The sequence below is a fragment of the Microbacterium sp. W4I4 genome (genome assembly GCF_030816235.1).
GTDB lineage: Bacteria > Actinomycetota > Actinomycetes > Actinomycetales > Microbacteriaceae > Microbacterium.
On the sequence record NZ_JAUSXT010000001.1, the window covers coordinates 605481 to 626909 of the forward strand.

Sequence of the window (21429 nt, forward strand, 5' to 3'; positions counted from 1 at the left end):
ATCACATCCGGAAGAGGCCGAAGCGCGGTTCGGGCAGCGGCGTGCGGGAGACGACATCCAGGGCGAGGCCCAGCAGGTCGCGGGTCTGGTCGGGGTCGACGATGCCGTCGTCCCACAGGCGCGCGGTCGCGTAGTAGGGCTCGCCCTGGTCCTCGTACTGGGTGCGGATCGGGGCTTCGAACTCCGTGCGCTCGTCGGGGGTCCAGGAGTCTCCGTGCGCGATGAGCTGATCCTCCTTGACCGTCGCGAGCACGGATGCCGCCTGAGGACCGCCCATCACCGAGATGCGGCTGGCCGGCCAGCTCCACAGGAAGCGCGGTGAGTACGCCCGCCCGCACATCGAGTAGTTGCCGGCGCCGAACGACCCGCCGATGATGACCGTGAGCTTGGGGACGCGGGTCGTGGCGACCGCCGTGACCATCTTCGCGCCGTCCTTCGCGATACCGCCGGCCTCGGCTTCCGTCCCCACCATGAATCCGGTGATGTTCTGCAGGAACAGCAGCGGGATGCCGCGCTGGTCGCACAGCTCGATGAAATGCGCGCCCTTGAGCGCTGACTCGCTGAACAGCACGCCGTTGTTGGCGACGATGCCCACGGGATGTCCGTGCAGCACGGCGAAGCCGGTGACGAGCGTCGTGCCGTACTCGGGCTTGAACTCCGTGAAGGTGTCGGCGTCGACGAGACGGTCGATGACGACGTGCACGTCGTACGCGGCGTTCACATCGACCGGCACGACGTCGTACATCGAGCCGGACTCGGCGGCCGGATGCGAGGAGACGACGTCCCAGGCGGGTGCGGCGGGCTTCGGAAGCGTGGCCACGATGTCTCGGAGGATCTCCAGGGCATGCTCGTCGTCCTCTGCGAGATGATCGACCACCCCGGAACGGCGCGCGTGCAGCTCTCCCCCGCCGAGCTCCTCGGCCGTGACGATCTCGCCGATGGCGGCCTTGACCAGCGGCGGCCCGCCGAGGAAGATCGTGCCCTGGTTGCGCACGATCACCGTCTCGTCGCTCATCGCCGGCACGTAGGCGCCGCCCGCGGTGCAGGAGCCGAGCACGGCGGCGAGCTGCGGGATGCGCTCGGCCGAGAGCCTGGCCTGGTTGAAGAAGATCCGGCCGAAGTGGTCGCGGTCGGGGAAGACCTCGTCCTGCTTGGGCAGGAAGGCACCGCCGGAGTCCACCAGGTACAGGCAGGGCAGGCGGTTCTCGAGCGCGATCTCCTGCGCACGCAGATGCTTCTTGACGGTGAGCGGGAAGTACGTGCCGCCCTTCACCGTCGCGTCATTGCAGACGACCATGACGTGCCGTCCGTGCACCAGACCGATGCCCGCGATGACCCCGGCTCCCGGAGCCTCATCGCCGTACATCCCGTAGGCCGCGAGGGGCGCGATCTCGATGAAGGGGCTTCCCTCATCCAGCAGTCGAGTCACGCGGTCCCGGGGCAGCAGCTTGCCACGAGCGACATGGCGTTCGCGGGAGCGCTGCGGGCCCCCGAGGGCGGCTTCGGAGAGTCGCTCTCGCAGCTCGCCGGCCAGTTCCAGCTGGGTGGCGGCCATCGTGGGTCCTCCTCGACTCACATTCGGTGCTGATATTTCGCGCCAGATTGGTTACTGTTCACTAACCCGACAATTCAGGTTAGCGAGGATTAACCGAAATGACAACGCCCGGAACCGCCCGTGATCGAGCCAAAGCCGAACGCACCGACGCGATCCTCGTCGCTGCCGCCCAGCTGTTCGCGGAACGCGGCTATTCGGGCGTGAGCCTGGAGGAGATCGGCGCCGCCGTCGGCGTATCCGGGCCGGCCGTGTATCGGCACTTCGCGGGCAAGCAGGCGCTGCTGGGAGCCCTGCTGATCGGGGTCAGCGAACGCCTCGTCGCCGGTGGGCTGGACGTGTCCTCGGCGGCCGCCTCGGCGGAGCGACGGATGCAGGATCTGGTCGGCTTCCACGTCGACTTCGCTCTCGGCAACGCCGACGTCATCCGGGTTCAGGACCGCGACCTCGCCTATCTGTCCCCCGAGGGAAGAGCCGACGTGCGCCGCCTCCAGCGCGCCTACATCGAGCTGTGGATCGATGCGCTCGCCGCCCTCGTCGACGAGGATCGCGACGCGCTGCGCCTGCGCGTGCAGGCCTGCTTCGGCCTGCTCAACTCGACGCCGCACAGCACGACGGCCGCCCTGCGCGAGCGCGTCGACACAGCCGCACTCCTGGCCGCGATGGCTCTGGCAGCGCTGCGCGCCGAAGGCTGAGCGATGACCTCCGTCGGCGCCCAGCCCTCGAAGCGGTTCAGAAGAGCATCGCCCGCCCTGGCTGCTCGAGCAGGTCGGCGACGTCCTTGAGGAAGCGGGAGCCCTCGGCGCCGTCGACGAGGCGATGATCGAACGACACACTCAGGGTCATCATCTGACGAAGCGCGATCTCACCCTTGTACTCCCAGGGCTGACGACGCACGGCGCCCACGGCCAGGATCCCCGACTGGCCGGGCGGCAGGATCGGCGTGCCCGCATCGATCCCGAACACGCCGATGTTCGTGATCGAGAACGTGCCGCCCGAGAGCTCAGCCGGGCTCGTCTTCCCAGACCGAGCAGTCTGCGTGAGCTGCTGAAGAGCATCCGCCATGCCGGTCAGCGACAGCCTCTCCGCGTCTCGGATGATCGGGACGATCAGCCCGCGCTCGGTGGCCGCGGCGATCCCCAGATCCACATAGTGGTTCTCGATGATCTCGCCCGCATCCTCATCCCAGGTCCCATTGAGCGAGGGGTTGCGCCCGAGTGCCAGACAGACCGCCTTGGCCACCAGCACCAGCGGCCCGATGCGGTGCTCGGACACCGAGCGGTCGGCGCGCAGCTGATCGATCAGCTCCATCGTCGCCGTGACGTCGACCGTGTGGAAGGTGGTCACGTGCGGTGCGGTGAAGGCGCTGCGGACCATGGCCTGCGCGGTGGCCTTGCGCACGCCCTTGACCGGGATCCGCGTCTGCGACCGCTCGCCGGACGGCACAGATGGCACGAAGAGCTGCTGCTCCGACGATGGCGACTTCGCGGATGCCGACCGGATGTCGGGTGCCGCAGCACCCACGCGCTCGGCGTAGGCGTCAACGTCGGAGCGGGTGATCACGCGATCGCCGACCTCTGCCGCGACCAGTGCGAGATCGACGCCCAGGCGCTTTGCGTGCGCGCGCACGGGCGGTGTCGATCGCGGGCGCTCGCCGACCGTCGGCTCGGCGACGCTCGGCGGAAGAGCATCGTGCGGTGCGGCCTCGAGCACCGCGGCGTCGGCACGCGCCGCGGCATCCGACGGCGCCCCGCGTCGGGCACGACGGGCCGGGCGGCCGCTGGACGCGGGCGCCGCGCCGTAGCCGACCAGGTTCGGCTGGGCCCTCTCCTCACCGGCAGCCGCCTCGGTGGTGGGTTCCGGCTCGGCACCGGCGACGTCGAAGGCGATCAGCGGCGCGCCGACCAGGACCGTGTCACCCGCGCCGGCGTGCAGCGAGGTGACTGTGCCCGCGTACGGCGAGGGAAGCTCGACCACGGCCTTGGCCGTCTCGACCTCTGCGAGCGTCTGGTTGAGGGTGACGGTATCACCGGGCTCGACCATCCACTGGACGACCTCTGCCTCGGTGAGGCCCTCACCGAGGTCGGGAAGGTTGAATTCCGCGATCACTGCTGGGCCTCCTTGGCTGCACTGAGACTGTTCGGCCGATCCATCACGCGATCCACCGCGTCGAGGATGCGGTCCAGATCCGGAAGGTGGAACTTCTCGAGCTTGGCCGGCGGGTACGGGATGTCGTGGCCGGTCACGCGCACCGGTGCCGCCTCGAGGTACTCGAAGCAGAACTCGGTGATGCTCGCGATGATCTCGGCTCCCACACCGGCCTCACGGGATGCCTCGTGCGCCACCACCACGCGGCCCGTGCGCCGCACGGACGCGGAGACGGTCTCGTAATCCACCGGCGAGAGAGAGCGGAGATCGATGACCTCGAGCGAGATCCCCTCGTCCTCCGCTGCCGCTGCCGCATCCAGTGCGGTGCGGACCATTGCGCCGTAGGTGATGATCGTGGCATCGGTGCCGGCCCGCACGACACGGGCGAGCCCCATCGGCGGGGCGTCTGCCAGGGGTGCTTCCAGATCGACCTCCCCCTTGTGGTGGTACAGCCGCTTGGGCTCGAAGAACAGCACCGGGTCGTCGCTGGCGATGGCCTGACGCAGGCAGCGGTAGGCATCCTGGGGGTCGGAGACGGCGATCACGCGCAGGCCCGCGGTGTGCACGAAGTACGCCTCGGGCGACTCGGAGTGGTGCTCTGCCGCGCCGATGCCGCCTGCCCACGGCACGCGGATGGTGATCGGCATCTTGACCCGCCCCTGCGTGCGGTAGTGCAGTTTGGCGACCTGGGAGACGATCTGATCGAACGCCGGATAGATGAATCCGTCGAACTGGATCTCGATCACGGGCCGGTATCCGCGGAACGCGAGGCCGACGGCCGTGCCGACGATGCCGGACTCCGCGAGAGGCGTGTCGATGACGCGCTTGGCGCCGAACTCGTCCAGGAGCCCGTCGGTGATGCGGAACACGCCGCCGAGCGTGCCGATGTCCTCCCCCATCAGCACGACCTTGTCGTCATCCTGCATGGCCTGTCGGAGGCCGGCGTTGAGGGCCTTGCCCAGAGTCATCTGCGTCATCTCAGGCCTCCTCGAAGGTGGCGAGGTATGCGGCGTACTCGTCGCGCTCGCGCTCCAGACCGGAGTGCGGCTCGGCGTAGACGCGGTCGAACACGGCCATCGCCGGTCGCGTGATCATGCCCAGGCACGCCGCGCGCATCTCGCGGGCCATCTCATCGGCCTGAGCCTGCACCGAGGCCAGGTGCTCGTCTGTGAGTTCTCCGGCGGCGCGCAGGTGCGCCTCGAGTCGGCTGATCGGATCGCGACGACGCCACTGCTCGAGCTCCTCGTCGGAGCGGTAGCGCTTTGGGTCGTCCGCCGTGGTGTGCGGGCCCATCCGGTAGGTGACGAGTTCGAGATACGCGGGTCCCTTGCCGGAGCGCGCATGGTCGAGGGCCCAGCGCATGGCCGCGACGCAGGCGAGCACGTCGTTGCCGTCCACTCGCATGCTCGGGATGCCGAAGCCGGGCGCGCGCCCCGCCAGCGGGAACTGCGACTGCAGACCGACCGGCTCGGAGATCGCCCAGTGGTTGTTCTGGCAGACGAAGACCACGGGGGCGCCGTAGGACGCGGCGAAGACCATCGCCTCGTTCACGTCGCCCTGGCTGGTGGCGCCGTCGCCGAAGTAGGTGACGGCGACCTCGTCCGCCTCATCGAAGCGGATGCCCATGGCGTAGCCCACAGCGTGCAGGGTCTGGGCGCCGATGATGATCTGAAGCGGAGCGATGCGCAGTTCGGCGGGATCGTACGCCGCACCCTCCTCGCCGCGCCACATGCGCACGTAGTCCGCGGGCTTCGCGCCGCGGCTGTACATCACACCGGTCTCGCGGTAGCTCGGGAAGACGAAGTCGCGGGCTTCCAGCGCCCGCCCGGTGCCGATCTGCGCGGCCTCCTGGCCGTTGCAGGGGGCCCACAGGCCGAGCTGCCCCTGGCGCTGCAGCGCGATGCCCTCGGCGTCGATGCGGCGCAGCACGACCATGTCGCGGTGCAGATCGCGCAGGGCGTCGAAGTCGATGTCCTGGACATGGCGATCCAGCTGCGGGTTCGGCATCCGCCTGCCGTCCGGCGCGATGATGCGCTCGGTGAGTTCGAGATCGTTCTCCGTGTCGATGATCGGAGTGTTCTGCGGTGACATCGGCGTCCTCCTGACGTGGCGGCCCTTGTGGGGTGTGCACGGCTTTCCCGACGGCTCCGTCGGTATCTCCGAGGGTACGTCTACCTGACACGTCGCTCAAGCATGTGCGCGGCGGTTGAGCATGTTGCGAAGTCAGCGAGGATCCGGGGCTGATATCGTGTGGCACTATGCCCGCACTCGATCGTGTCGATCTCGAACTGCTCGTCGCCCTCTCGGAGGATCCGCGCACGACCGTCGTCGCCCTGGCGGAGCGGCTGAGGCTCTCTCGCAACACGATCCAGGCGCGGATGGCCCGGCTGGAGCAGACCGGCGTCTTCGAATCCTATGAGCGGTCGTTCTCCACCGAGGTGCTGGGCTTCCCTCTGCAGGCGTTCATCAGCATCGGCGTTCGGCAGACCGAGCTCCCGCGGATCATCGCCGAACTCTCGCGCGTTCCCGAGATCGTTCAGGCGCACGGACTCAGCGGTTCCATCGACATCATGGCCCGCGTGGCCTGTCGCGACGCGCGTCATCTGTTCGACACCGACGCCCGCATTCTGTCGATCGAGGGCGTCGAGCGCACGGAGACCTCGCTGGCGATGGGTGAGGTCATCCCGTTCCGCGTCGCCGGACTCATCGGCCTCGCTCGACGGGAAGCGTGAGGAACCGCCGGATCGCACCGGCCGCCTCCGCAGGCGTCTCGTAGTGGATGAGATGGCCGACATCGGCGATCTCGACGAGCTCGGCGTCCGGGAACAGCGTCGCGAGACGCCGCTCCGCCTCGATCGGCGTGATGTCGTCGCGCTGTGCGGCGACGAGCAGTGCGGGGACGTCGATGACGCCTGCGAACGCGCTCACATCGTGCGACACGCTCGTGACGAAGGCGTCATGCAGCACGTCCCGGTCGGCGAAGCGCGAGAAGTACGTGTCGTGCTGATCGTGGATGAATCGCCGCAGCGCTCTGTCGCGGGTCTTCGCCATGGCGATGCTCATCACGCGCACGATGAGCGGGTTGCGCAGCAGCATCGTGCCGAGGCGCTCCGGAAGCCGGGCGCCCAGCCAGTAGTACATCACCGCGAGGCGGGTCAGGATGCCCTTCGGGCCCTCGAGCGCGGGCGCGCCGATGGGATTGACGAGAATCAGTCGCGGGGTGCTCAGACCACCTGCGACGGCCGCTGAGGCGACGATCGATCCGAACGAGTGCCCGAGGATCACGGCACCGGGGGCGACAGTGCGCGCGAACTCCGCCAGCCACCCCGAGTACAGGCCCAGGTCGTGCTCGCGGCCCGGAATCGGGGGCGTCTCGCCGAAGCCGGGCAGGTCCGGCGAGATGACCCGCACGCCCGGAAGATACGCGACCACCGGCTCGAGACCGTGGTGCTCTCCTCGGAAGCCGTGCACGGCGACGATCGTCGGGACGCTCGCACCCTGAGGGCCGTAGACCCAGTACGCGGTCGTCGAGCCGAGCACCTCGACCTCGCGTCGTTCGACGGGGATGCTCCCGAGTCGGGCTGCGTAGGGAGAGTCCACGGGCATGCTCCGAGTCTACGGCCCCCGATGTCGGTGGCCGTCCTTATGTTCGAAGGAGGAAAGGAGCAGTCATGCGCACCTACTCGGATTCACTCCCCTCGATCCTCTGGGAGACGCCGTCGCTGACCTCCCGCGCGGAGCATCTGGAACGCGCCGGCGACCATCTCTGGCGCGTCATCGACGCCCACGGCACGATCCGTGGTCATCTCCGAGTCGTGGCCGACCCCCTCGGCATCCGCTACCGGGCGGAGCGTCTGAACCTCTCGTCCGGCGGGTTCCTTCTGGTCGGCGAGTTCTGGGATGCCGACGACGCCGTGGCCGCGCTGCGGTATTGAGCGGTTGGTGCCCCCTGCAGGATTCGAACCTGCGACCGACAGATTAGAAGGCTGTTGCTCTATCCACTGAGCTAAGGGGGCGCGGACATTCAGATTACCGTGTCGGCCGCCCTCGATAGGATCGACGCATGGTTTCAGCGTCAGAGAATGATCGACTCGTCTGGATCGACTGCGAGATGACGGGCCTCGATCTCGCGATCGACGAGCTGGTCGAGATCGCGGTGGTCATCACCGACTTCGACCTGCGCCCGCTCGACGCGGGATTCCAGATCGTCATCAAGCCGGGTGATGCCGCACTGTCGAACATGAACGAGTTCGTCACGAACATGCACGCGACGTCCGGGCTGATCGAAGAGATCCCGAACGGCGTCGCGCTGGCCGAGGCCGAGGCGCAGACCCTTGAGTACATCAAGCGGTTCGTGCCGCTGGAGCGCAAGGCTCCGCTGGCCGGGAACACGATCGGCACCGACCGGATGTTCCTCGCGAAGTACATGCAGCAGGTCGATCAGTACCTGCACTACCGCAACGTCGATGTGTCCAGCATCAAGGAGCTCTCCCGCAGGTGGTACCCGCGGGTGTTCTTCCAGGCACCCGAGAAGCACGGCGGACACCGCGCTCTCGCCGACATCCTCGAGTCGATCCGCGAGCTGCAGTACTACCGCGACGCCGTGTTCGTCGCGGAGCCGGGACCCACCTCGGATGAGGCGCGCGAGGTCTCCGCGCGCACGGTGTCAGAGTTCGCTCCGAACATGTAATAGACTCTTGGAGTTGCCTTCTCAGGAAGGCGCATGGTGGGTATAGCTCAGCTGGTAGAGCACCGCGTTGTGGTCGCGGGGGTCGCGGGTTCAAGCCCCGTTACTCACCCAGGATGGAAGCCCCGGACTCGTCGAGAGTCCGGGGCTTCTTCCATTCGTGATCGGCACGCGCACTTAGAATCCAGGTGTGGTCGCGCGAGTGCTGGTGGTCGACGACGAGCCGCAGCTCGCCGACCTGATCGCGCGCCATCTGCGCCGCGAAGGCTACGAGGTCACGGCGGTCGGCGACGGCATCGCCGCACTGCTGAGCTGCACCGACACCGACTTCCATCTGGCGGTCGTCGACGTGAACCTGCCCGGCATGAACGGGTTCGAGCTGGCGGGCCGGCTCCGTGAGAGCGACAGCCGCATCGGCATCCTGCTGCTCACGGCTCGGGATGCCGTCGGCGATCGCGTACGCGGGCTGGATGCCGGTGCCGACGATTACCTCGTCAAACCGTTCGAGTTCGCCGAGCTGTTCGCACGGCTGCGTGCGCTGCGACGTCGCGATCATCTGGAGAGCGCACGCCTCGAGCTGGGCGATGTGTCCATCGCCATGGATCGGGCGGCGGCCGAGGTGAACGGCAGCGCCGTTCCACTGAGCAGACGTGAGTTCGACCTGCTGCGTGCCTTCGTCGAGCGGCCGAATGACACGCTCGCACGCGAGTGGATCCTCTCGGAGGTATGGGGGTCTCCGCATTTCGCGTCGAACGTCGTGGACCAGTACGTCGGCTACATCCGTCGCAAGCTCGCCGACGCCGGCTCGACCGTGCGGATAGACACGGTGCGCGGCGTCGGCTTCCGAGTCCTCGCCGGCCCGGCTGATGAGGCGAGCCGATGACGCGCCGGCTGTCGATACGCGCTCGGATCGTCCTCGGCTCCACCGCCGTGGTCATCGTGGTCGTCATCGCCGCCTGCCTGGCCGTGTACGCGCAGATATCGTCCATCGCCGTCTCCCGCGAGAAGGCCGTGCTGCACGGCATCGCGGAGGTGTACCGCGGCATCATCATCCAGGACCCGACCGAGACGCTGGACAAGCCGGGCGTCGATCAGCACGTCGCGGTGATCGCACCGGACGGCGCCGTGAAGATGAACACGCTTCCGTCTTCTCTCCACGACCGCATTTCGGAACTCGCGGAGCCCGGACCCGCACTGCGGGAGATCCGTGACGGCGAGACGTACTACGTGTACGTCGAACCGGTGGAGACGCCGTCGGGCAACTGGACCATCCTCGTCACGCGTGACAGCGACATCGCGGCGGGCATCGTCGCGCGCGTGGTGGGTCTGCTCTGGATGCTGCTGATCGGCGGCGCGGTGCTGTTCGCCGCCGGTGCCTGGTTCGTATCGACGGCCGCACTGCGTCCTGTCGAGAACCTGCGTCGCAGCGCCGAGCGGCTGGCCCTGCGACGCAGCGAGACGGCGTACCTTCCCGTCGGCGGAACCGGCGACGAGATCGATTCGCTCGCGCGCACGCTCAATCAGCTCATCGAGGACGTGCGCGCCGCCGGTGCACGAGAGCAGCAGATGGTCGCGGATGCCAGTCACGAGCTGCGAAACCCGCTGGCAGTGCTGCGCGCTCAGCTCGAGCTGGTCGACGGCACCGACCCCGAGGCGGACCGCATCCTGCTCGCCGAGGCCCGCACTACTTCGAACCGGCTGATCCGACTGGCTCAGACGATGCTGGAGCTCTCACGGATCGAGGCGGGTTCGTCGTCCGCCGAGACTCCGCTGCGCGTTCTCGCCGACGAGGTCACCGAGCGCATCGACCATGTGCGATGGCGCCTGGCCGACCCTGCATCCGATCTGCAGGGATCGGTGGATCTCGAGATCCACATCGACGTCGCGGACAGGGAGGACACGGCGCGGATCGACGCCGCCGACATCGCTCGCGTCGTCGACAACCTCGTGGACAACGCGCTGCGCGCATCGACGGGCTCGCCGGTGGCCGTCGAAGTGGTGCTGCGCCGTATCGACGGGGTCCTCGAGCTGATCGTCACGGACGACGGGCCCGGTTTCGATCCGGTCATCACGGATCGCGCCTTCGAGCGATTCACCCGCGGCCGTGAATCCGACTATGCCGGTGGCGGACTCGGCCTGGCCATCGTCGCCCGCATCGCCGAGCTCGCCGGCGGGTCGGCGAGCATCTCCTCCGACCGGGCCACCGGGTCGGAGGTGGGCATCAGCGTGCCGGTGTCCTCACCGGAGGATCCCCGCTCGCCGAACACCCACCAGCGATAGGCGCAGAACCGCACCGCCGAGCCGAGCGCGAGCCCGACCACGTTCGCCGAGATGTTGTCATCGAGAGCGCTGGTCAGTCCCAGGACATCACGGGAGAACATCAGGCACAGCAGCGACACTCCCCCGCCGATGAGGCTCGCCACGAGGAACTCCGCAGCCTCGCGCCCGGTGTCGCCACGTCGATGCTCCCGGAAGGTCCAGGAGCGATTGCCGATCCAGTTCACGGCGATCGCCAGCAGAGTCGAGATCGCCTTGGCCGCCACGGGCCACCACGCCCAGCCGAACGGTTCGTGCGCGCGCAGCAGGTTGAACACGGCGACGTCGACGACGAACCCCACGCCGCCCACCACGCCGAATCGGAGCAGCTGGGTGAGAAGCGCCGTCCCGTCCGATCTCTCCGCCGCGGTCTCAGACATGCGCGTGCTCCCGTCGCGGGCCCTCCGCGACCGAGGTCGTCCGGTTCGACATCCGTCGTCTGATGCCCCATGCCGTCACCTGCCGGAGGGCTTCCCTCACGATCCGACTCGACATCTTGGACTCGCCGCCGGCGCGCACGTCGAACGTGATGGGCACCTCGACGACGCGGTCACCGTCGGCGACGGCGCGGTCCAGCATCTCGATCTGGAAGCAGTACCCCTGGCTGGCGATTCCCTGCCGGATGATGCGCTCCAGCGCCGTCGCCCTGAACACGCGGTATCCCCCGGTGATGTCGTGCTGCGCAAGCCCGAGCATGAGGCCCGCGTACGCACTGCCCGCACGGGAGAGCAGGAGCCGATGCCAGGCCCACCCCGGGGCCGAGCCGCCGGCGACCCAGCGAGACCCGATCACCAGGTCCGCGCTGTCGACCGCTGCCAGCAGGGCCGGCAGATCCTCGGGCCGATGCGAACCGTCAGCATCGCTCTGCACCACGGTGTCGTACGAATGCCGCAGAGCCCAGCTGAACCCGGCGAGATACGCCGGTCCGAGCCCCCGCTTCGCGGTCCGGTGCAGCACGTGAACCGCGGAGTCGGCGAATGCGAGCGCGTCGGCGATGGCGCCGGTGCCGTCCGGGGAGGAGTCGTCGACCACCAGCAGATGCGCCTCGGGCGCGGTGGTGCGCAGGCGCGCGATCATTCCGGGCAGCGTCTCCGACTCGTTGTAGGTCGGCAGGATGACGATGATCTTGTCACTCATGATGAGCTCCCCTGGTGAATTCGTAGACGATGGTGCGGTGCAGGTGCAGTTCGGTCGCGAGCGCGTACCCGCTGCGCCGCAGGGCGGACAGATCGGCGCCGGCGCTCTGCGCGCCCTTGGTCTCCAGCAGCCACACGGTGTGCTCGGGAAGCATCGAGGCGACGGCCGGAACCGGGGCGAGTTCGTCCCAGAGGCCGGCGCGATCGGTGAAGGAGGTGACGAGCTGCGGGTCGCGCAGTCCGGAGAAGTCGTCGGGGTACAGGCGATACGCCAGCCGGGCGGTCCGGGACGGACGCGGCCCCGCTCCGAACAGCACCGCGTCGCCGGGCTGAGCGCGCTGTGCGACCGCGTCAGCGACGACGCGGAAGTCGGCCCCGCCGTCCTTCGCGTAAGGAGTGCGCTGATGCAGGTATTGGGGAACGGTCACGCCCAGCACGATCACGGCGATCAGCGCCGCGGCGATCGGGGCGAGCCTGGGGAGTCGACGGGCGGCTGCGCCGACGATGCCGGTGATGCCGCGGGCGGCGAGCAGCGCCACCGCACCGAGGCTCACCGCCAGGTAGCGAGGGTTGTAGGTCGGGGCCACGAACACGTCGACCGCGATCAGCGCGAGTGCCGGCATCGTCAGCCAGGCGAGGGCGAAAGTGCCCTGGGCGCGCTGCCTCGTCGTCGCCAGGGTGATGAACACCGCCATGACGATCAGGGCCCACAGCACGACTGCGACGGCGCTGTGCGAGAACCAGGGTGTGATGAGCACGCCCTTCGGCGACAGGTACCCGCGGTGTGCGAGGAAGCTCACCTGACCGCGCTGCAGTGCCGCCAGCGCAAGGATGGGCAGTGCTCCGAGGAATGCGGAGCCGATGGTCGCCATCATGTCCCCGCGCACCTCGCGCGGGTTGCGGTGCGGCGCTTCAGCCCATCTCGGCACCAGCAGGAGCACGGCGCACAGCGTCAGCGGCACCAGCAGCAGGTACACGAAGAACCAGGAGCAGACGCCCGCCAGCACGCCGAACAGGATCCATCGACGCCGCGCTGCTCCCTGTCGTGCCAGGTGGGTGAACAGCACCACGAGCCAGACGGCCGTCGCGGCGGTGATCGCATAGCCGCGGGTCTCGATCGCCAGGGAGCTCGCCCGAGGGATGACGGCGACGAGGAGTCCCGCGACGACCGCAGTGCTGCGTCCGAACCACATCCGACCGAGAGTGACGACCCCGGCTGCGAGAGCGCCGATCGCGATCACGCTGAGCGCTCGGGTCGCCCACTCCCCTGTTCCGAAAGCCCACATCCACACATGCAGCAGCATGTAATACAGGCCATGCACGGCGTCCACGGCGCCGAGCTCGGTCAGCAGGCTGGGCAGCGGCCGGGTGCCCGACAGGACGCTCGCGGCTTCGTCGCCCCAGTACGACGGGATGCCGGCGCCGATCCCGTCGACGAGGCTGGCCACGATGCCGATCCCGATCGGCAATGCTGCCCGGCGCAGCCGGGGAACACGCGACGGGTCGAGCCGATCGCGACCATCGGGGCGCGTCTGGATAGTGACCATGCGACGAGCCAAGCCCCCGTCGCTCCGCGCTGCCTATGAAATCCGGTCCCGGCTTCTGAGAGTTCTCACACGCGTCTCCTCCCCCTCCGGGCCTGGATAGCATCGAGGTATGTCCTCGCACGGCCCGCACGCCTCAGAATCGAACCCGAGCGACCCCGTGTCGCCGGAATCGGGCTCGGAGGCCGCCCTCGCCGATACCGGCATGGAGATGGATGCAGAGGCCTTCGAAGCCCTCGTCACCGATGAGCTCGACCGTCTCCCCGACGACATGGTGGACGGGTTGGAGAACCTCGTCTTCGTCGTCGAGGACGCGCCGGAGAACGGCGAGGAGCTGTTCGGCCTCTACGAGGGCTTCGCCCTAACCGAGCGGGGACAGTACGGGATGGGCGAGCTGCCGGACCGCATCATCGTCTACCGGCACGCGCACCTGGCGGCCTGCCGCGACGAGTCCGAGCTGCGCGACGAGGTCCACACGACCCTCGTGCACGAGATCGCCCACTTCTACGGCATCGACGACGCGCAACTGCATGAGCTGGGGTGGGCATGAGCACACCCGCATCCGTTCCCACGATGGACGAGCAGCTGACCTCAGCGCCGCTCGTCCCGTGGCAGCTGGTCGTCTGGGACGACCCGGGTGAACCTGATGAGCTATGTGGCCCGCATCTTCCGCACGTACTTCGGGTTCCCCGAGGAGAAGGCGACCCGGCTCATGCTGGCCGTCCACAACGACGGTCATGCGGTCGTGGCGACCGGACCGAGGGAGACGATGGAGATGCACGCGCAGGCGATGCACGGCTTCGGTCTCTGGGCGACCGTGCGGAAGGCGCCGCAGTGACGACACTGAAGATGACTCTGGCATCGATCGAGGGACGGCACCTGCTCGCCATCGTCGACGAGTACATCACCCTGCTCGACGGCCCCAGAGACGAGCCCGATCCGGCCCTGGAGCGGCTCTCGCCCCCCGCGTATCCGGACGACCTCGCGGCTTCGGCGGAGTTCCGCCTGAGCACGCGCGAGGACGGCTTCGACCAGCGGCTCGCGGATGCCCTGGAGGTGCGCACCGGTCTCGAGCGCTTCGAGGACGAAGGGGGTGAGCCCACCACCCTCCTGGAGATCAGCACGCACGCTCTGGACGCCTGGCTGCGCACGCTGTCGGGCATCCGTCTTGTGCTCGCGTCCCGTCTCGGCATCGGGCGGATCGATGCCCACGACCCTGACGACCTTCGATTCGGAACCTACGACTGGCTCGGCTACCGCCTCGAGATCCTCGTCCAGCTCGCCGACCAGCACGACGCGCGCTGAGCGCCGGCGCGCTACGGGGTGCGCACCGAGATGCCCGCCAGGGACTCGGGAGAGTGTCGAGCCATGTGCGCATCCTCCTGCGCCGCCCACATGTTCCAGTGCATCCGGAATCCTTCGCCGTCCCGATCGAGGGCGCGTGTACGGCGGGCCGCGTGCGGCCCGTCCACCCACACCGTGACGTCCGCCAGGGGCGCGGATGCCGGTGTCAGCGCTCCGCAGCCTTCGACGATGAGCCCGAGGGCCGGGTCGACGGCATGCGCCTCGGCCTGTTCGCCGTTCTCCCAGTCCCAGCGTCGCCAGATCCCCAGGCGTCCGCGTCCGTGCGGGACGAGAATCGTCTCGCGGGCGATCTCGGCACCGCGCTCCAGCCCGTCCCAGCCCGGATAGATCGAGTCGAGCGCGACGAGCTGCACGGGTGTGCGCAATGGCCACGCCCGCGCCAGACGCGCCGCCAGGCTGCTCTTGCCCGCACCGCTTCGCCCGTCGATCACGACGACCGGGTTGGACGCCGACAGCGCGACGATCGCCGTTCGGATCCGAACGGTCGCCTCGGTGAGCGCAGCGTCGAGCGGATCGCTACTTCTTGAGTGCACGGATGACGCGGCTCAGCGCCCGGCCGGTGACCCACACGAAGGGGACAGCCACAGCGAGCAGTGCGACGAGGTTGGGCTCGAATCGCAGGCCCTCCTCCCGGCGCACATATACGCCGAGCGGAATGGATACGCCACCGCCGCCACCGGCCGCGCTGTCGTCATGGCTCGAGGTGCCTCCGAAGCCCGCCCAGGTGAGTGCGACCGGAGTGATGCTCACCCCGTCCACGTCCTGCGGTTCCCCGTAGGCGCTCTTCACCCCGAAGGATGCGACCTGCTTGCCCAGTTCGAGTGCGATGTTCGGCATCCCTCCACGCTAGTCCAGGTCGTACCAGGACGCGACGCTCACTCCCTCCCGAACGGTCGCGGAGAATCCGCCGCACCGCGTTCGCGCGTGCGCCCCACATGCCGCGCCCGGGTGATCGTCCCGACCCCGAACCGCTCTCTCGCGTCGTCCAGGGTGCCCTCGAGTCGTCGCTGCTCCTCGTCGTCGTCCCACAGCGCCAGAGCACTACCGCCCGAGGGCCGGAGCTTCTCCGCGCGGACACCGACCAGCCGCACCGGTTCGCGGCGCTCGATCTGGTCGAACAGCGCCACTGCGGTCTCTCCGATGCGCTGTCCGACCTCGGTGGGCTCGGCCAGCGAGGTCGTGCGACTGATCGTGCTGAAGTCCGCGAAGCGGATCTTGATCGCAACCGCGGCCGCCTGCCACTGGGCGGCACGCAGCCGCGCGCCGACCCGGTCGGCGAGTCGCAGCAGTTCGGAGCGCAGCAGCGGCGCATCCAGGATGTCCCGCTCGAACGTCTCCTCGTGACCGATGCTCTTCTCGATCCGCTCCGTCTCGACGGGGCGGGCATCCTCGCCCCGCGCCAGCTGCTGCATGCGCTGCGCGAGAGCAGGACCGACGGCGCGGGCCAGTGCTTCCAGCGGCGACTCGCGCACGTCGCGGATCAGGCGGATGCCGCGGCGCTCCAGCGCCTCGACGGCTTTGGGCCCCACGCCCCAGATCGCCCCCACCGGCCGGGGATCCAGGAACTCCTGCGTCCTGGCCGCGGGCACGATCAGCATGCCGTCGGGCTTCGAGATGGTGGAGGCCATCTTGGCGACGTGCTTGGTCGATGCCACGCCGACGCTGCAGGTGATCCCCACCTCGTCGCGCACGCGCCGACGCAGCAGCACCGCGATCTCACCCGGACTCCCCCACAGCCGGCGCACCCCGCGCACGTCGAGGAAGGCCTCATCGATCGACAGTTGCTCCACGAGCGGCGTGACGCTGTGGAAGACCTCCATCACAGCATCGGACGCCGCGCGATAGCGGGTGAAGTCCGGTGCCATGATCCGCGCGTTCGGGCACAGGCGCAGCGCCTGCGACACGGGCATCGCACTGCGGACGCCGTAGCGCCTCGCCTCGTACGAGGCACTCGAGACGACCGACCGGCCGTCCGGAGCGCCGATGATCAGCGGCAGGCCGCGCAGTGACGGATCGTGCAGCACCTCCACGGAGGCGTAGAACGCATCCATGTCGACGTGCAGGATCCCGGTGCCGGAGTCGTCAGCGCCCTCGCGCGAGACCAGGCGTCCCGATCCGTCTCCACGTCCCATCCCTCCATTGTCCCCGCGACCGCCGACATCCGCTGCGCAGGACTTTGACCGATCGGTCAAGACCTGGCGTACAATGATGCACGACCCCCGATTCGGGAGCCATCTGACTGCAAGGAGGATGAGTTCAATGAAGAGGTGGACACGCTGGCAGGACTGGGTGGCCGTCGCCGCCGGACTGTACGCGGCCCTGGCGAGCATCTGGACCACGCCGCGCACGAGCGCGTCGATGTCCCTGATGGTCGTGCTGGGCGTTCTGATGGTCGTGGCCGGGCTGTGGAGCCTGGCAGCACCCGGATCCGTGGCGATGGAGTGGATCCTCGCCGTGATCGGCGCGCTGCTGTTCCTGTCGCCCTGGTTCGGTGCCTTCGCCGGAAGCGCCGGTCCCGCGTGGACCGCGTGGATCTGCGGAGCCGTCGGCGCGATCGCAGGACTGTGGGCGCTCGCACCCGCCATGAAGGCGCATCACGCGTCTGACGGCGGAGCGCGCGCCGCGCACGCGTGACCTGCGCGGCACACACGGATGCGGGACGATGGTCGACCGTCGCCCCGCATCGCTGTGCGTGGGACGAACCAGCACGCGATAAACCGAGGATGAGGAGACCCGATGCGCTCTGACAGCGATCCGACAGGCACCCGCATCCGGATACTGGATGCGGCGGAGCGTCTCTTCGCCCGGCACGGGTTCGACGGAACCTCCACCGCGACGCTGGCGAGTGCCGTCGGTGTGCCGAAGGGACTGCTGTTCTACTACTTCCCCACCAAGCCGGACATCCTCACCGCACTGCTCGATGAGCGGCTGAGCGCCAGCACCCTCGACCCGACGCTGCTGGCCGTGCCGAACGATCCGGTGCAGACGCTGGTCAATCTCGGCGAGCGCGTGCTCGGAGATCGCGCCGCGTCGCGCATGCTCCGCGACGTCATCTGGCACGAGTCGCACATCCGCCCTGAGGTGCAGGCGGTGCTCACGCGATATCGGCATGCGCTGCACGACGCCGTCGCCGCAGCCCTGCAGGCGAGCCTGCCGCGGAGCGTCGATCTGCACGCACTGCGCGCGGCGGCCTCGGCGTGGGCGGCGACCATCACAGCGCGACCTCTGGAGCCGCATCGCGCCGACGAACAGGCTCGCGACCACGAGGTGGTGGATCTGCGAGCACTGGCACGCGTGCTGAGTGCGGGGCTGCTGTCCACGACGAGGACGTCGTGAACGGCAGCCCTGCCCGCTACTGCGCTGCCCGCTCCAGGATCAGCTCGCGCACGCGCGCGGCATCCGCCTGACCCTTCATCGCCTTCATCACCGCGCCGATGACGGCGCCTGCGGCCTGGACCTTGCCGTCCTTGATCTTGGCGAGCACGTCCGGCTGAGATGCCAGAGCCTCGTCGATCGCGGCGATCAGCGCGCCGTCGTCGGAGACCACCGCAAGACCGCGCGCATCCACGACCTCCTGCGGCGTGCCCTCACCGGCGATCACGCCCTCCAGCACCTGGCGTGCCAGCTTGTCGGTGAGCGTGCCGGCATCGACCAGCTTCTGCAGCGCGGCGACGTTCTCGGGGCTGATCGACTCGGTGGATTCGCGTCCTGCTGCGTTCGCGAGACGGGAGATCTCGCCCGTCCACCACTTGCGAGCGGCGGCCGGGGTGGCGCCGGCGGCGACCGTCGCCTCTACGACCTCCACCAGGCCGCCGTTGCGGACGTCCTGGTACTCCAGGTCGGTGAAGCCCCAATCGGTCTTCAGGCGGCGACGGCGGGCGACGGGCTGCTCGGGCAGTGCCGCGCGCAGTTCCTCCACCAGCTCGCGCGAAGGCTCCACGGGCAGCAGGTCCGGCTCCGGGAAGTAGCGATAGTCGTCGGCATCCGACTTCGGACGACCCGGCGAGGTCGTGCCGGTGTCCTCATGCCAGTGACGGGTCTCCTGGGTGATCGTGCCGCCGTCGGCGAGGATCTGAGCCTGACGCTGGATCTCGTAGCGCACCGCCCGCTCGACGGAGCGCATCGAGTTGACGTTCTTCGTCTCGGTGCGGGTGCCCAACTTCTCGGTGCCGCGCGGGCGCAGCGACACGTTCGCGTCGCAGCGCAGGTTTCCGCGCTCCAGACGTGCCTCGGAGATGCCCAGCGACCGGGCGATGTCCCGGATCGCCGCGATGTACGCCTTGGCGTACTCCGGCGCACGGTGCTCGGCGCCGAAGATGATCTTGGTCACGATCTCCACCAGCGGCACACCGGCGCGGTTGTAGTCGACGAGCGAGTACTCGGCGCCCTGGATGCGTCCCGTGGCGCCACCCATGTGCGTGAGCTTGCCGGCGTCCTCCTCCATGTGGGCGCGCTCGACGGGGATCGTCACGAGCGTGCCGTCCTCCAGTTCGATCTCGACGGATCCCTCGAAGGCGATCGGCTCGTCGTACTGCGAGATCTGGTAGTTCTTGCCGAGATCCGGGTAGAAGTAGTTCTTCCGCGCGAAGCGGCTGGACTCGGCGATCGAGCAGCCGAGGGCGAGTCCCAGGCTGATCGCGGAGCGCACGGCCGTCTCGTTGACGACCGGGAGCGAGCCGGGAAGGCCGAGGTCGACAGGCGCGATCAGCGTGTTCGGCTCCGCCGCGTGGAACTCCTCGTGTGCCGGGTTCGGGGCCGCGGAGAACATCTTCGTGCGTGTGTTCAGCTCGACGTGCACCTCGAATCCGAGGACGGGCTCGAACAGCTCGAGCGCCTTGTCGTAGTCCATGAGCTTGGCGGTGGCCATCAGCGCGTCCCTCCCAGGGCGGTTGCCTTCTCGAGCAGGGGTGCGCCCCACGAATCCACGAGCGCGGCCTCGACAGCCGCGCCCACACGGTACAGACGGGCGTCCTCACGGGCGGGTGCGAGGAACTGGATGCCCACGGGCAGCCCGTCCTCGGCGGCCAGACCCGAGGGGATCGAGATCCCGGGGACACCGGCGAGGTTCGCCGGGATCGTGGTGAGGTCGTTCAGGTACATCTGCAGAGGGTCGTCGATCTTCTCGCCGATCTTGAACGCCGTGGTCGGCGCGGAGGGCGTCGCGATGACGTCGACCTGCGCGAACGCCGCGTCGAAGTCGCGCTGGATCAGCGTGCGGACCTTCTGCGCGCTGCCGTAGTAGGCGTCGTAGTAGCCGGCCGACAGCGCGTAGGTGCCGAGGATGATGCGGCGCTTGACCTCCGGACCGAAGCCGACCTCGCGGGTGAGGGACATGACGTCCTCGACCGTTCCGCCGCCCTCGGGGGTGACGCGCAGGCCGAAGCGCACGGAGTCGAACTTCGCGAGGTTGCTGGAGGCCTCGGCGGGCAGGATCAGGTAGTAAGCGGCGACGCCGTACTCGAAGTGGGGTGCGGAGATCTCGACGATCTCGGCCCCCTGCTTCTCCATCAGGGCGAGCGACTCGCGGAAGGACGCGGCCACGCCGGCCTGGAAGCCGGAATCCGGCAGTTCCTTGACGACGCCGACCTTCAGTCCCTTGAGGACCTGACCGGATGCTCCCTCACGGGCGGCTGCGGCGAACGAGGGCCACTCATCGGGCAGCGACGTGGAATCCTGCGGGTCGTGCCCGCCGATCACGTCATGCAGCAGACCCGCATCGAGCACGGTGCGCGCCACGGGGCCGACCTGGTCGAGACTGGACGCCAGGGCGATGGAGCCGTAGCGGCTGACGCCGCCGTAGGTCGGCTTGATGCCGACCGTGCCGGTGACGTGCGCGGGCTGGCGGATCGAGCCGCCCGTGTCGGAGCCGAGTGCGAGCGGCGCTTCGAACGCGGCCACGGCCGCAGCCGAGCCACCGCCCGAGCCGCCGGGGATGCGGTCCAGGTCCCACGGGTTGCGGGTGGGGCCGTACGCGGAGTGCTCGGTGGAGGAGCCCATCGCGAACTCGTCCATGTTGGTCTTGCCGAGCGGGATGAGCCCTGCTGCACGCGAGCGCGCGACCACTGTCGCGTCGTAGGGCGACATGTAGCCCTCGAGGATCTTCGAGCCGCTCGTGGAGGGCTGATCCGTGGTGACGAGGACGTCCTTGATCGCGAGCGGCACGCCGGCGATCGGTCCGAGCTGCTCGCCGGCCGCGCGACGCGCGTCGATGTCGGCGGCTGCCGCGAGGGCGTGCTCGTTGATGTGCAGGAAGGCGTGCACGTCGCCATCCACGGCGGCGATGCGGTCGAGGTGCGCCTGGGTGGCCTCGACGCTGGAGATCTCGCCCGCGCTCAGCTTGTCGCCGAGCTCGGCGGCGGTAAGCCGGATGATGTCGCTCACTGCTCTTCTCCCAGGATCGCGGTCACGCGGAAGCGGCCGTCTGCGGCATCCGGTGCGTTCTGCAGCACCTGCTCGTGCGTGAGGGTCTGCCCGACCTCATCGGGGCGGAACACGTTGGTCAGCGCGATGGGGTGGCTGGTGGCGGGGATGTCAGGGGTCGCCACCTCCGACACCTTCGCGATGTTGTCGACGATGGCGTCGAGCTGACCGGTCAGCTGGGTCACCTCGTCGTCGGAGAGCTGGATGCGCGCGAGCACGCCGAGATGGCGTACGAGTTCAGGGGTGATTTCAGACACCACC

The 21429-nt window shown here is 68.8% G+C and carries 23 protein-coding genes, 2 tRNA genes and 2 pseudogenes; 12 read left to right on the forward strand and 15 right to left on the reverse strand.

Annotated features, from left to right (window positions below; all coding sequences use genetic code 11):
• Position 1: 1 nt before the first annotated feature.
• Positions 2-1555 carry a carboxyl transferase domain-containing protein gene (locus tag QF046_RS02850; protein ID WP_307365999.1) on the reverse strand — a complete coding sequence of 518 codons (1554 nt, stop codon included), beginning with the start codon at positions 1553-1555 and terminating at the stop codon, positions 2-4.
• A 98-nt stretch (positions 1556-1653) separates the two neighbouring features.
• On the opposite strand from QF046_RS02850, the gene QF046_RS02855 reads away from it, so the two are divergent.
• Positions 1654-2247: a TetR/AcrR family transcriptional regulator gene (locus QF046_RS02855; protein WP_307366001.1), complete on the forward strand. Its 594-nt coding sequence runs from the start codon at positions 1654-1656 to the stop codon at positions 2245-2247.
• A 37-nt stretch (positions 2248-2284) separates the two neighbouring features.
• Here the strand turns inward: QF046_RS02855 and QF046_RS02860 are convergent, their stop codons facing one another.
• The 3 genes from QF046_RS02860 to pdhA are packed head-to-tail and all read right to left on the reverse strand — an operon-like array spanning position 2285 to position 5791.
• Positions 2285-3661 (reverse strand): dihydrolipoamide acetyltransferase family protein, encoded by a 1377-nt coding sequence (locus QF046_RS02860; protein WP_307366004.1) that lies wholly within the window; start codon positions 3659-3661, stop codon positions 2285-2287.
• Entirely contained in the window at positions 3658-4677 is a 1020-nt protein-coding gene (locus QF046_RS02865) for an alpha-ketoacid dehydrogenase subunit beta (RefSeq protein WP_307366006.1), read from the reverse strand. The genes QF046_RS02860 and QF046_RS02865 overlap by 4 nt, the downstream gene beginning before the upstream one ends.
• Position 4678: 1 nt before the next feature.
• Positions 4679-5791 (reverse strand): pyruvate dehydrogenase (acetyl-transferring) E1 component subunit alpha, encoded by a 1113-nt coding sequence (pdhA, locus tag QF046_RS02870; RefSeq protein WP_307366009.1) that lies wholly within the window; start codon positions 5789-5791, stop codon positions 4679-4681.
• 167 nt (positions 5792-5958) lie between these two features.
• Between pdhA and QF046_RS02875 the strand changes: the two genes are divergently transcribed.
• Positions 5959-6432 (forward strand): Lrp/AsnC family transcriptional regulator, encoded by a 474-nt coding sequence (locus tag QF046_RS02875; protein WP_307366011.1) that lies wholly within the window; start codon positions 5959-5961, stop codon positions 6430-6432.
• Here the strand turns inward: QF046_RS02875 and QF046_RS02880 are convergent.
• The gene (locus QF046_RS02880) at positions 6404-7306 is read right to left on the reverse strand and encodes an alpha/beta fold hydrolase (RefSeq protein WP_307366013.1); all 903 of its coding nucleotides are present in this window, start codon (positions 7304-7306) and stop codon (positions 6404-6406) included. The two genes, QF046_RS02875 and QF046_RS02880, sit on opposite strands and share 29 nt — an antisense overlap.
• Positions 7307-7371: 65 nt before the next feature.
• Between QF046_RS02880 and QF046_RS02885 the strand changes: the two genes are divergently transcribed.
• Positions 7372-7635, forward strand: a complete 264-nt coding sequence (locus QF046_RS02885) for a hypothetical protein (RefSeq protein ID WP_307366015.1) — start codon at positions 7372-7374, stop codon at positions 7633-7635.
• Positions 7636-7640: 5 nt separating this feature from the next.
• Here the strand turns inward: QF046_RS02885 and QF046_RS02890 are convergent.
• Positions 7641-7716, reverse strand: a tRNA-Arg gene (locus tag QF046_RS02890).
• Between the two features lie 47 nt (positions 7717-7763).
• Here QF046_RS02890 and orn point away from each other — a divergent pair.
• The 4 genes and pseudogenes from orn to QF046_RS18245 form a co-directional block, all read left to right on the forward strand.
• Positions 7764-8390 (forward strand): oligoribonuclease, encoded by a 627-nt coding sequence (orn, locus tag QF046_RS02895; protein ID WP_307366017.1) that lies wholly within the window; start codon positions 7764-7766, stop codon positions 8388-8390.
• Between the two features lie 36 nt (positions 8391-8426).
• Positions 8427-8499: transfer RNA gene (locus QF046_RS02900), tRNA-His, on the forward strand.
• Between the two features lie 78 nt (positions 8500-8577).
• Positions 8578-9270 carry a response regulator transcription factor gene (locus QF046_RS02905; protein WP_307366019.1) on the forward strand — a complete coding sequence of 231 codons (693 nt, stop codon included), beginning with the start codon at positions 8578-8580 and terminating at the stop codon, positions 9268-9270.
• Positions 9271-9722: 452 nt separating this feature from the next.
• A pseudogene (locus QF046_RS18245) lies at positions 9723-10562 on the forward strand (sensor histidine kinase); the annotation flags it as partial.
• Here QF046_RS18245 and QF046_RS18250 read toward each other — a convergent pair.
• The 3 genes from QF046_RS18250 to QF046_RS02925 are packed head-to-tail and all read right to left on the reverse strand — an operon-like array spanning position 10502 to position 13386.
• A complete protein-coding gene (locus QF046_RS18250) occupies positions 10502-11083 on the reverse strand; it encodes a GtrA family protein (protein ID WP_373425651.1) in 582 nt (193 codons plus the stop codon). The pseudogene QF046_RS18245 and the gene QF046_RS18250 sit on opposite strands and share 61 nt — an antisense overlap.
• Complete coding sequence (locus tag QF046_RS02920; protein WP_307366023.1) at positions 11076-11840, reverse strand: polyprenol monophosphomannose synthase; 765 nt, start codon at positions 11838-11840, stop codon at positions 11076-11078. The genes QF046_RS18250 and QF046_RS02920 overlap by 8 nt, the downstream gene beginning before the upstream one ends.
• Positions 11833-13386 carry a glycosyltransferase family 39 protein gene (locus QF046_RS02925; RefSeq protein ID WP_307366025.1) on the reverse strand — a complete coding sequence of 518 codons (1554 nt, stop codon included), beginning with the start codon at positions 13384-13386 and terminating at the stop codon, positions 11833-11835. Before QF046_RS02925 ends, QF046_RS02920 begins: the two co-directional genes overlap by 8 nt.
• A 202-nt stretch (positions 13387-13588) precedes the next feature.
• Here QF046_RS02925 and QF046_RS02930 point away from each other — a divergent pair, with 202 nt between their 5' ends.
• The 3 genes and pseudogenes from QF046_RS02930 (at position 13589) to QF046_RS02940 (ending at position 14688) form a co-directional block, all read left to right on the forward strand.
• Positions 13589-13933, forward strand: coding sequence for a metallopeptidase family protein (locus QF046_RS02930; protein WP_307372671.1), 345 nt, complete (start codon positions 13589-13591; stop codon positions 13931-13933).
• Positions 13930-14221: pseudogene (gene clpS, locus QF046_RS02935) on the forward strand (ATP-dependent Clp protease adapter ClpS). Before QF046_RS02930 ends, clpS begins: the two are co-directional and overlap by 4 nt.
• On the forward strand, positions 14218-14688 hold the full coding sequence (locus QF046_RS02940) for a DUF2017 family protein (protein WP_307366027.1): 471 nt from the start codon (positions 14218-14220) through the stop codon (positions 14686-14688). Before clpS ends, QF046_RS02940 begins: the two are co-directional and overlap by 4 nt.
• A gap of 11 nt (positions 14689-14699) precedes the next feature.
• On the opposite strand, the gene QF046_RS02945 is transcribed toward QF046_RS02940, so the two are convergent.
• The 3 genes from QF046_RS02945 to dinB are packed head-to-tail and all read right to left on the reverse strand — an operon-like array spanning position 14700 to position 16880.
• Positions 14700-15281, reverse strand: coding sequence for a hypothetical protein (locus QF046_RS02945; RefSeq protein WP_307366030.1), 582 nt, complete (start codon positions 15279-15281; stop codon positions 14700-14702).
• Positions 15265-15585, reverse strand: a complete 321-nt coding sequence (locus QF046_RS02950; RefSeq protein WP_307366032.1) for a hypothetical protein — start codon at positions 15583-15585, stop codon at positions 15265-15267. Before QF046_RS02950 ends, QF046_RS02945 begins: the two co-directional genes overlap by 17 nt.
• 38 nt (positions 15586-15623) lie before the next feature.
• Positions 15624-16880, reverse strand: a complete 1257-nt coding sequence (gene dinB, locus QF046_RS02955) for a DNA polymerase IV (protein WP_307366034.1) — start codon at positions 16878-16880, stop codon at positions 15624-15626.
• Positions 16881-17007: 127 nt separating this feature from the next.
• Here dinB and QF046_RS02960 point away from each other — a divergent pair, with 127 nt between their 5' ends.
• Together QF046_RS02960 and QF046_RS02965 are read left to right on the forward strand one after the other, a co-directional pair.
• Positions 17008-17382 carry an SPW repeat protein gene (locus tag QF046_RS02960; protein ID WP_307366037.1) on the forward strand — a complete coding sequence of 125 codons (375 nt, stop codon included), beginning with the start codon at positions 17008-17010 and terminating at the stop codon, positions 17380-17382.
• A 102-nt stretch (positions 17383-17484) separates the two neighbouring features.
• Positions 17485-18084, forward strand: coding sequence for a TetR/AcrR family transcriptional regulator (locus QF046_RS02965; protein ID WP_307366038.1), 600 nt, complete (start codon positions 17485-17487; stop codon positions 18082-18084).
• A gap of 16 nt (positions 18085-18100) precedes the next feature.
• Here QF046_RS02965 and gatB read toward each other — a convergent pair whose 3' ends face one another.
• The 3 genes from gatB to gatC are packed head-to-tail and all read right to left on the reverse strand — an operon-like array spanning position 18101 to position 21425.
• Positions 18101-19615: an Asp-tRNA(Asn)/Glu-tRNA(Gln) amidotransferase subunit GatB gene (gatB, locus tag QF046_RS02970; RefSeq protein ID WP_307366040.1), complete on the reverse strand. Its 1515-nt coding sequence runs from the start codon at positions 19613-19615 to the stop codon at positions 18101-18103.
• A complete protein-coding gene (gatA, locus tag QF046_RS02975; RefSeq protein ID WP_307366042.1) occupies positions 19615-21129 on the reverse strand; it encodes an Asp-tRNA(Asn)/Glu-tRNA(Gln) amidotransferase subunit GatA in 1515 nt (504 codons plus the stop codon). The genes gatB and gatA overlap by 1 nt, the downstream gene beginning before the upstream one ends.
• On the reverse strand, positions 21126-21425 hold the full coding sequence (gene gatC, locus QF046_RS02980; protein ID WP_307366044.1) for an Asp-tRNA(Asn)/Glu-tRNA(Gln) amidotransferase subunit GatC: 300 nt from the start codon (positions 21423-21425) through the stop codon (positions 21126-21128). Before gatC ends, gatA begins: the two co-directional genes overlap by 4 nt.
• Positions 21426-21429 lie beyond the last annotated feature (4 nt).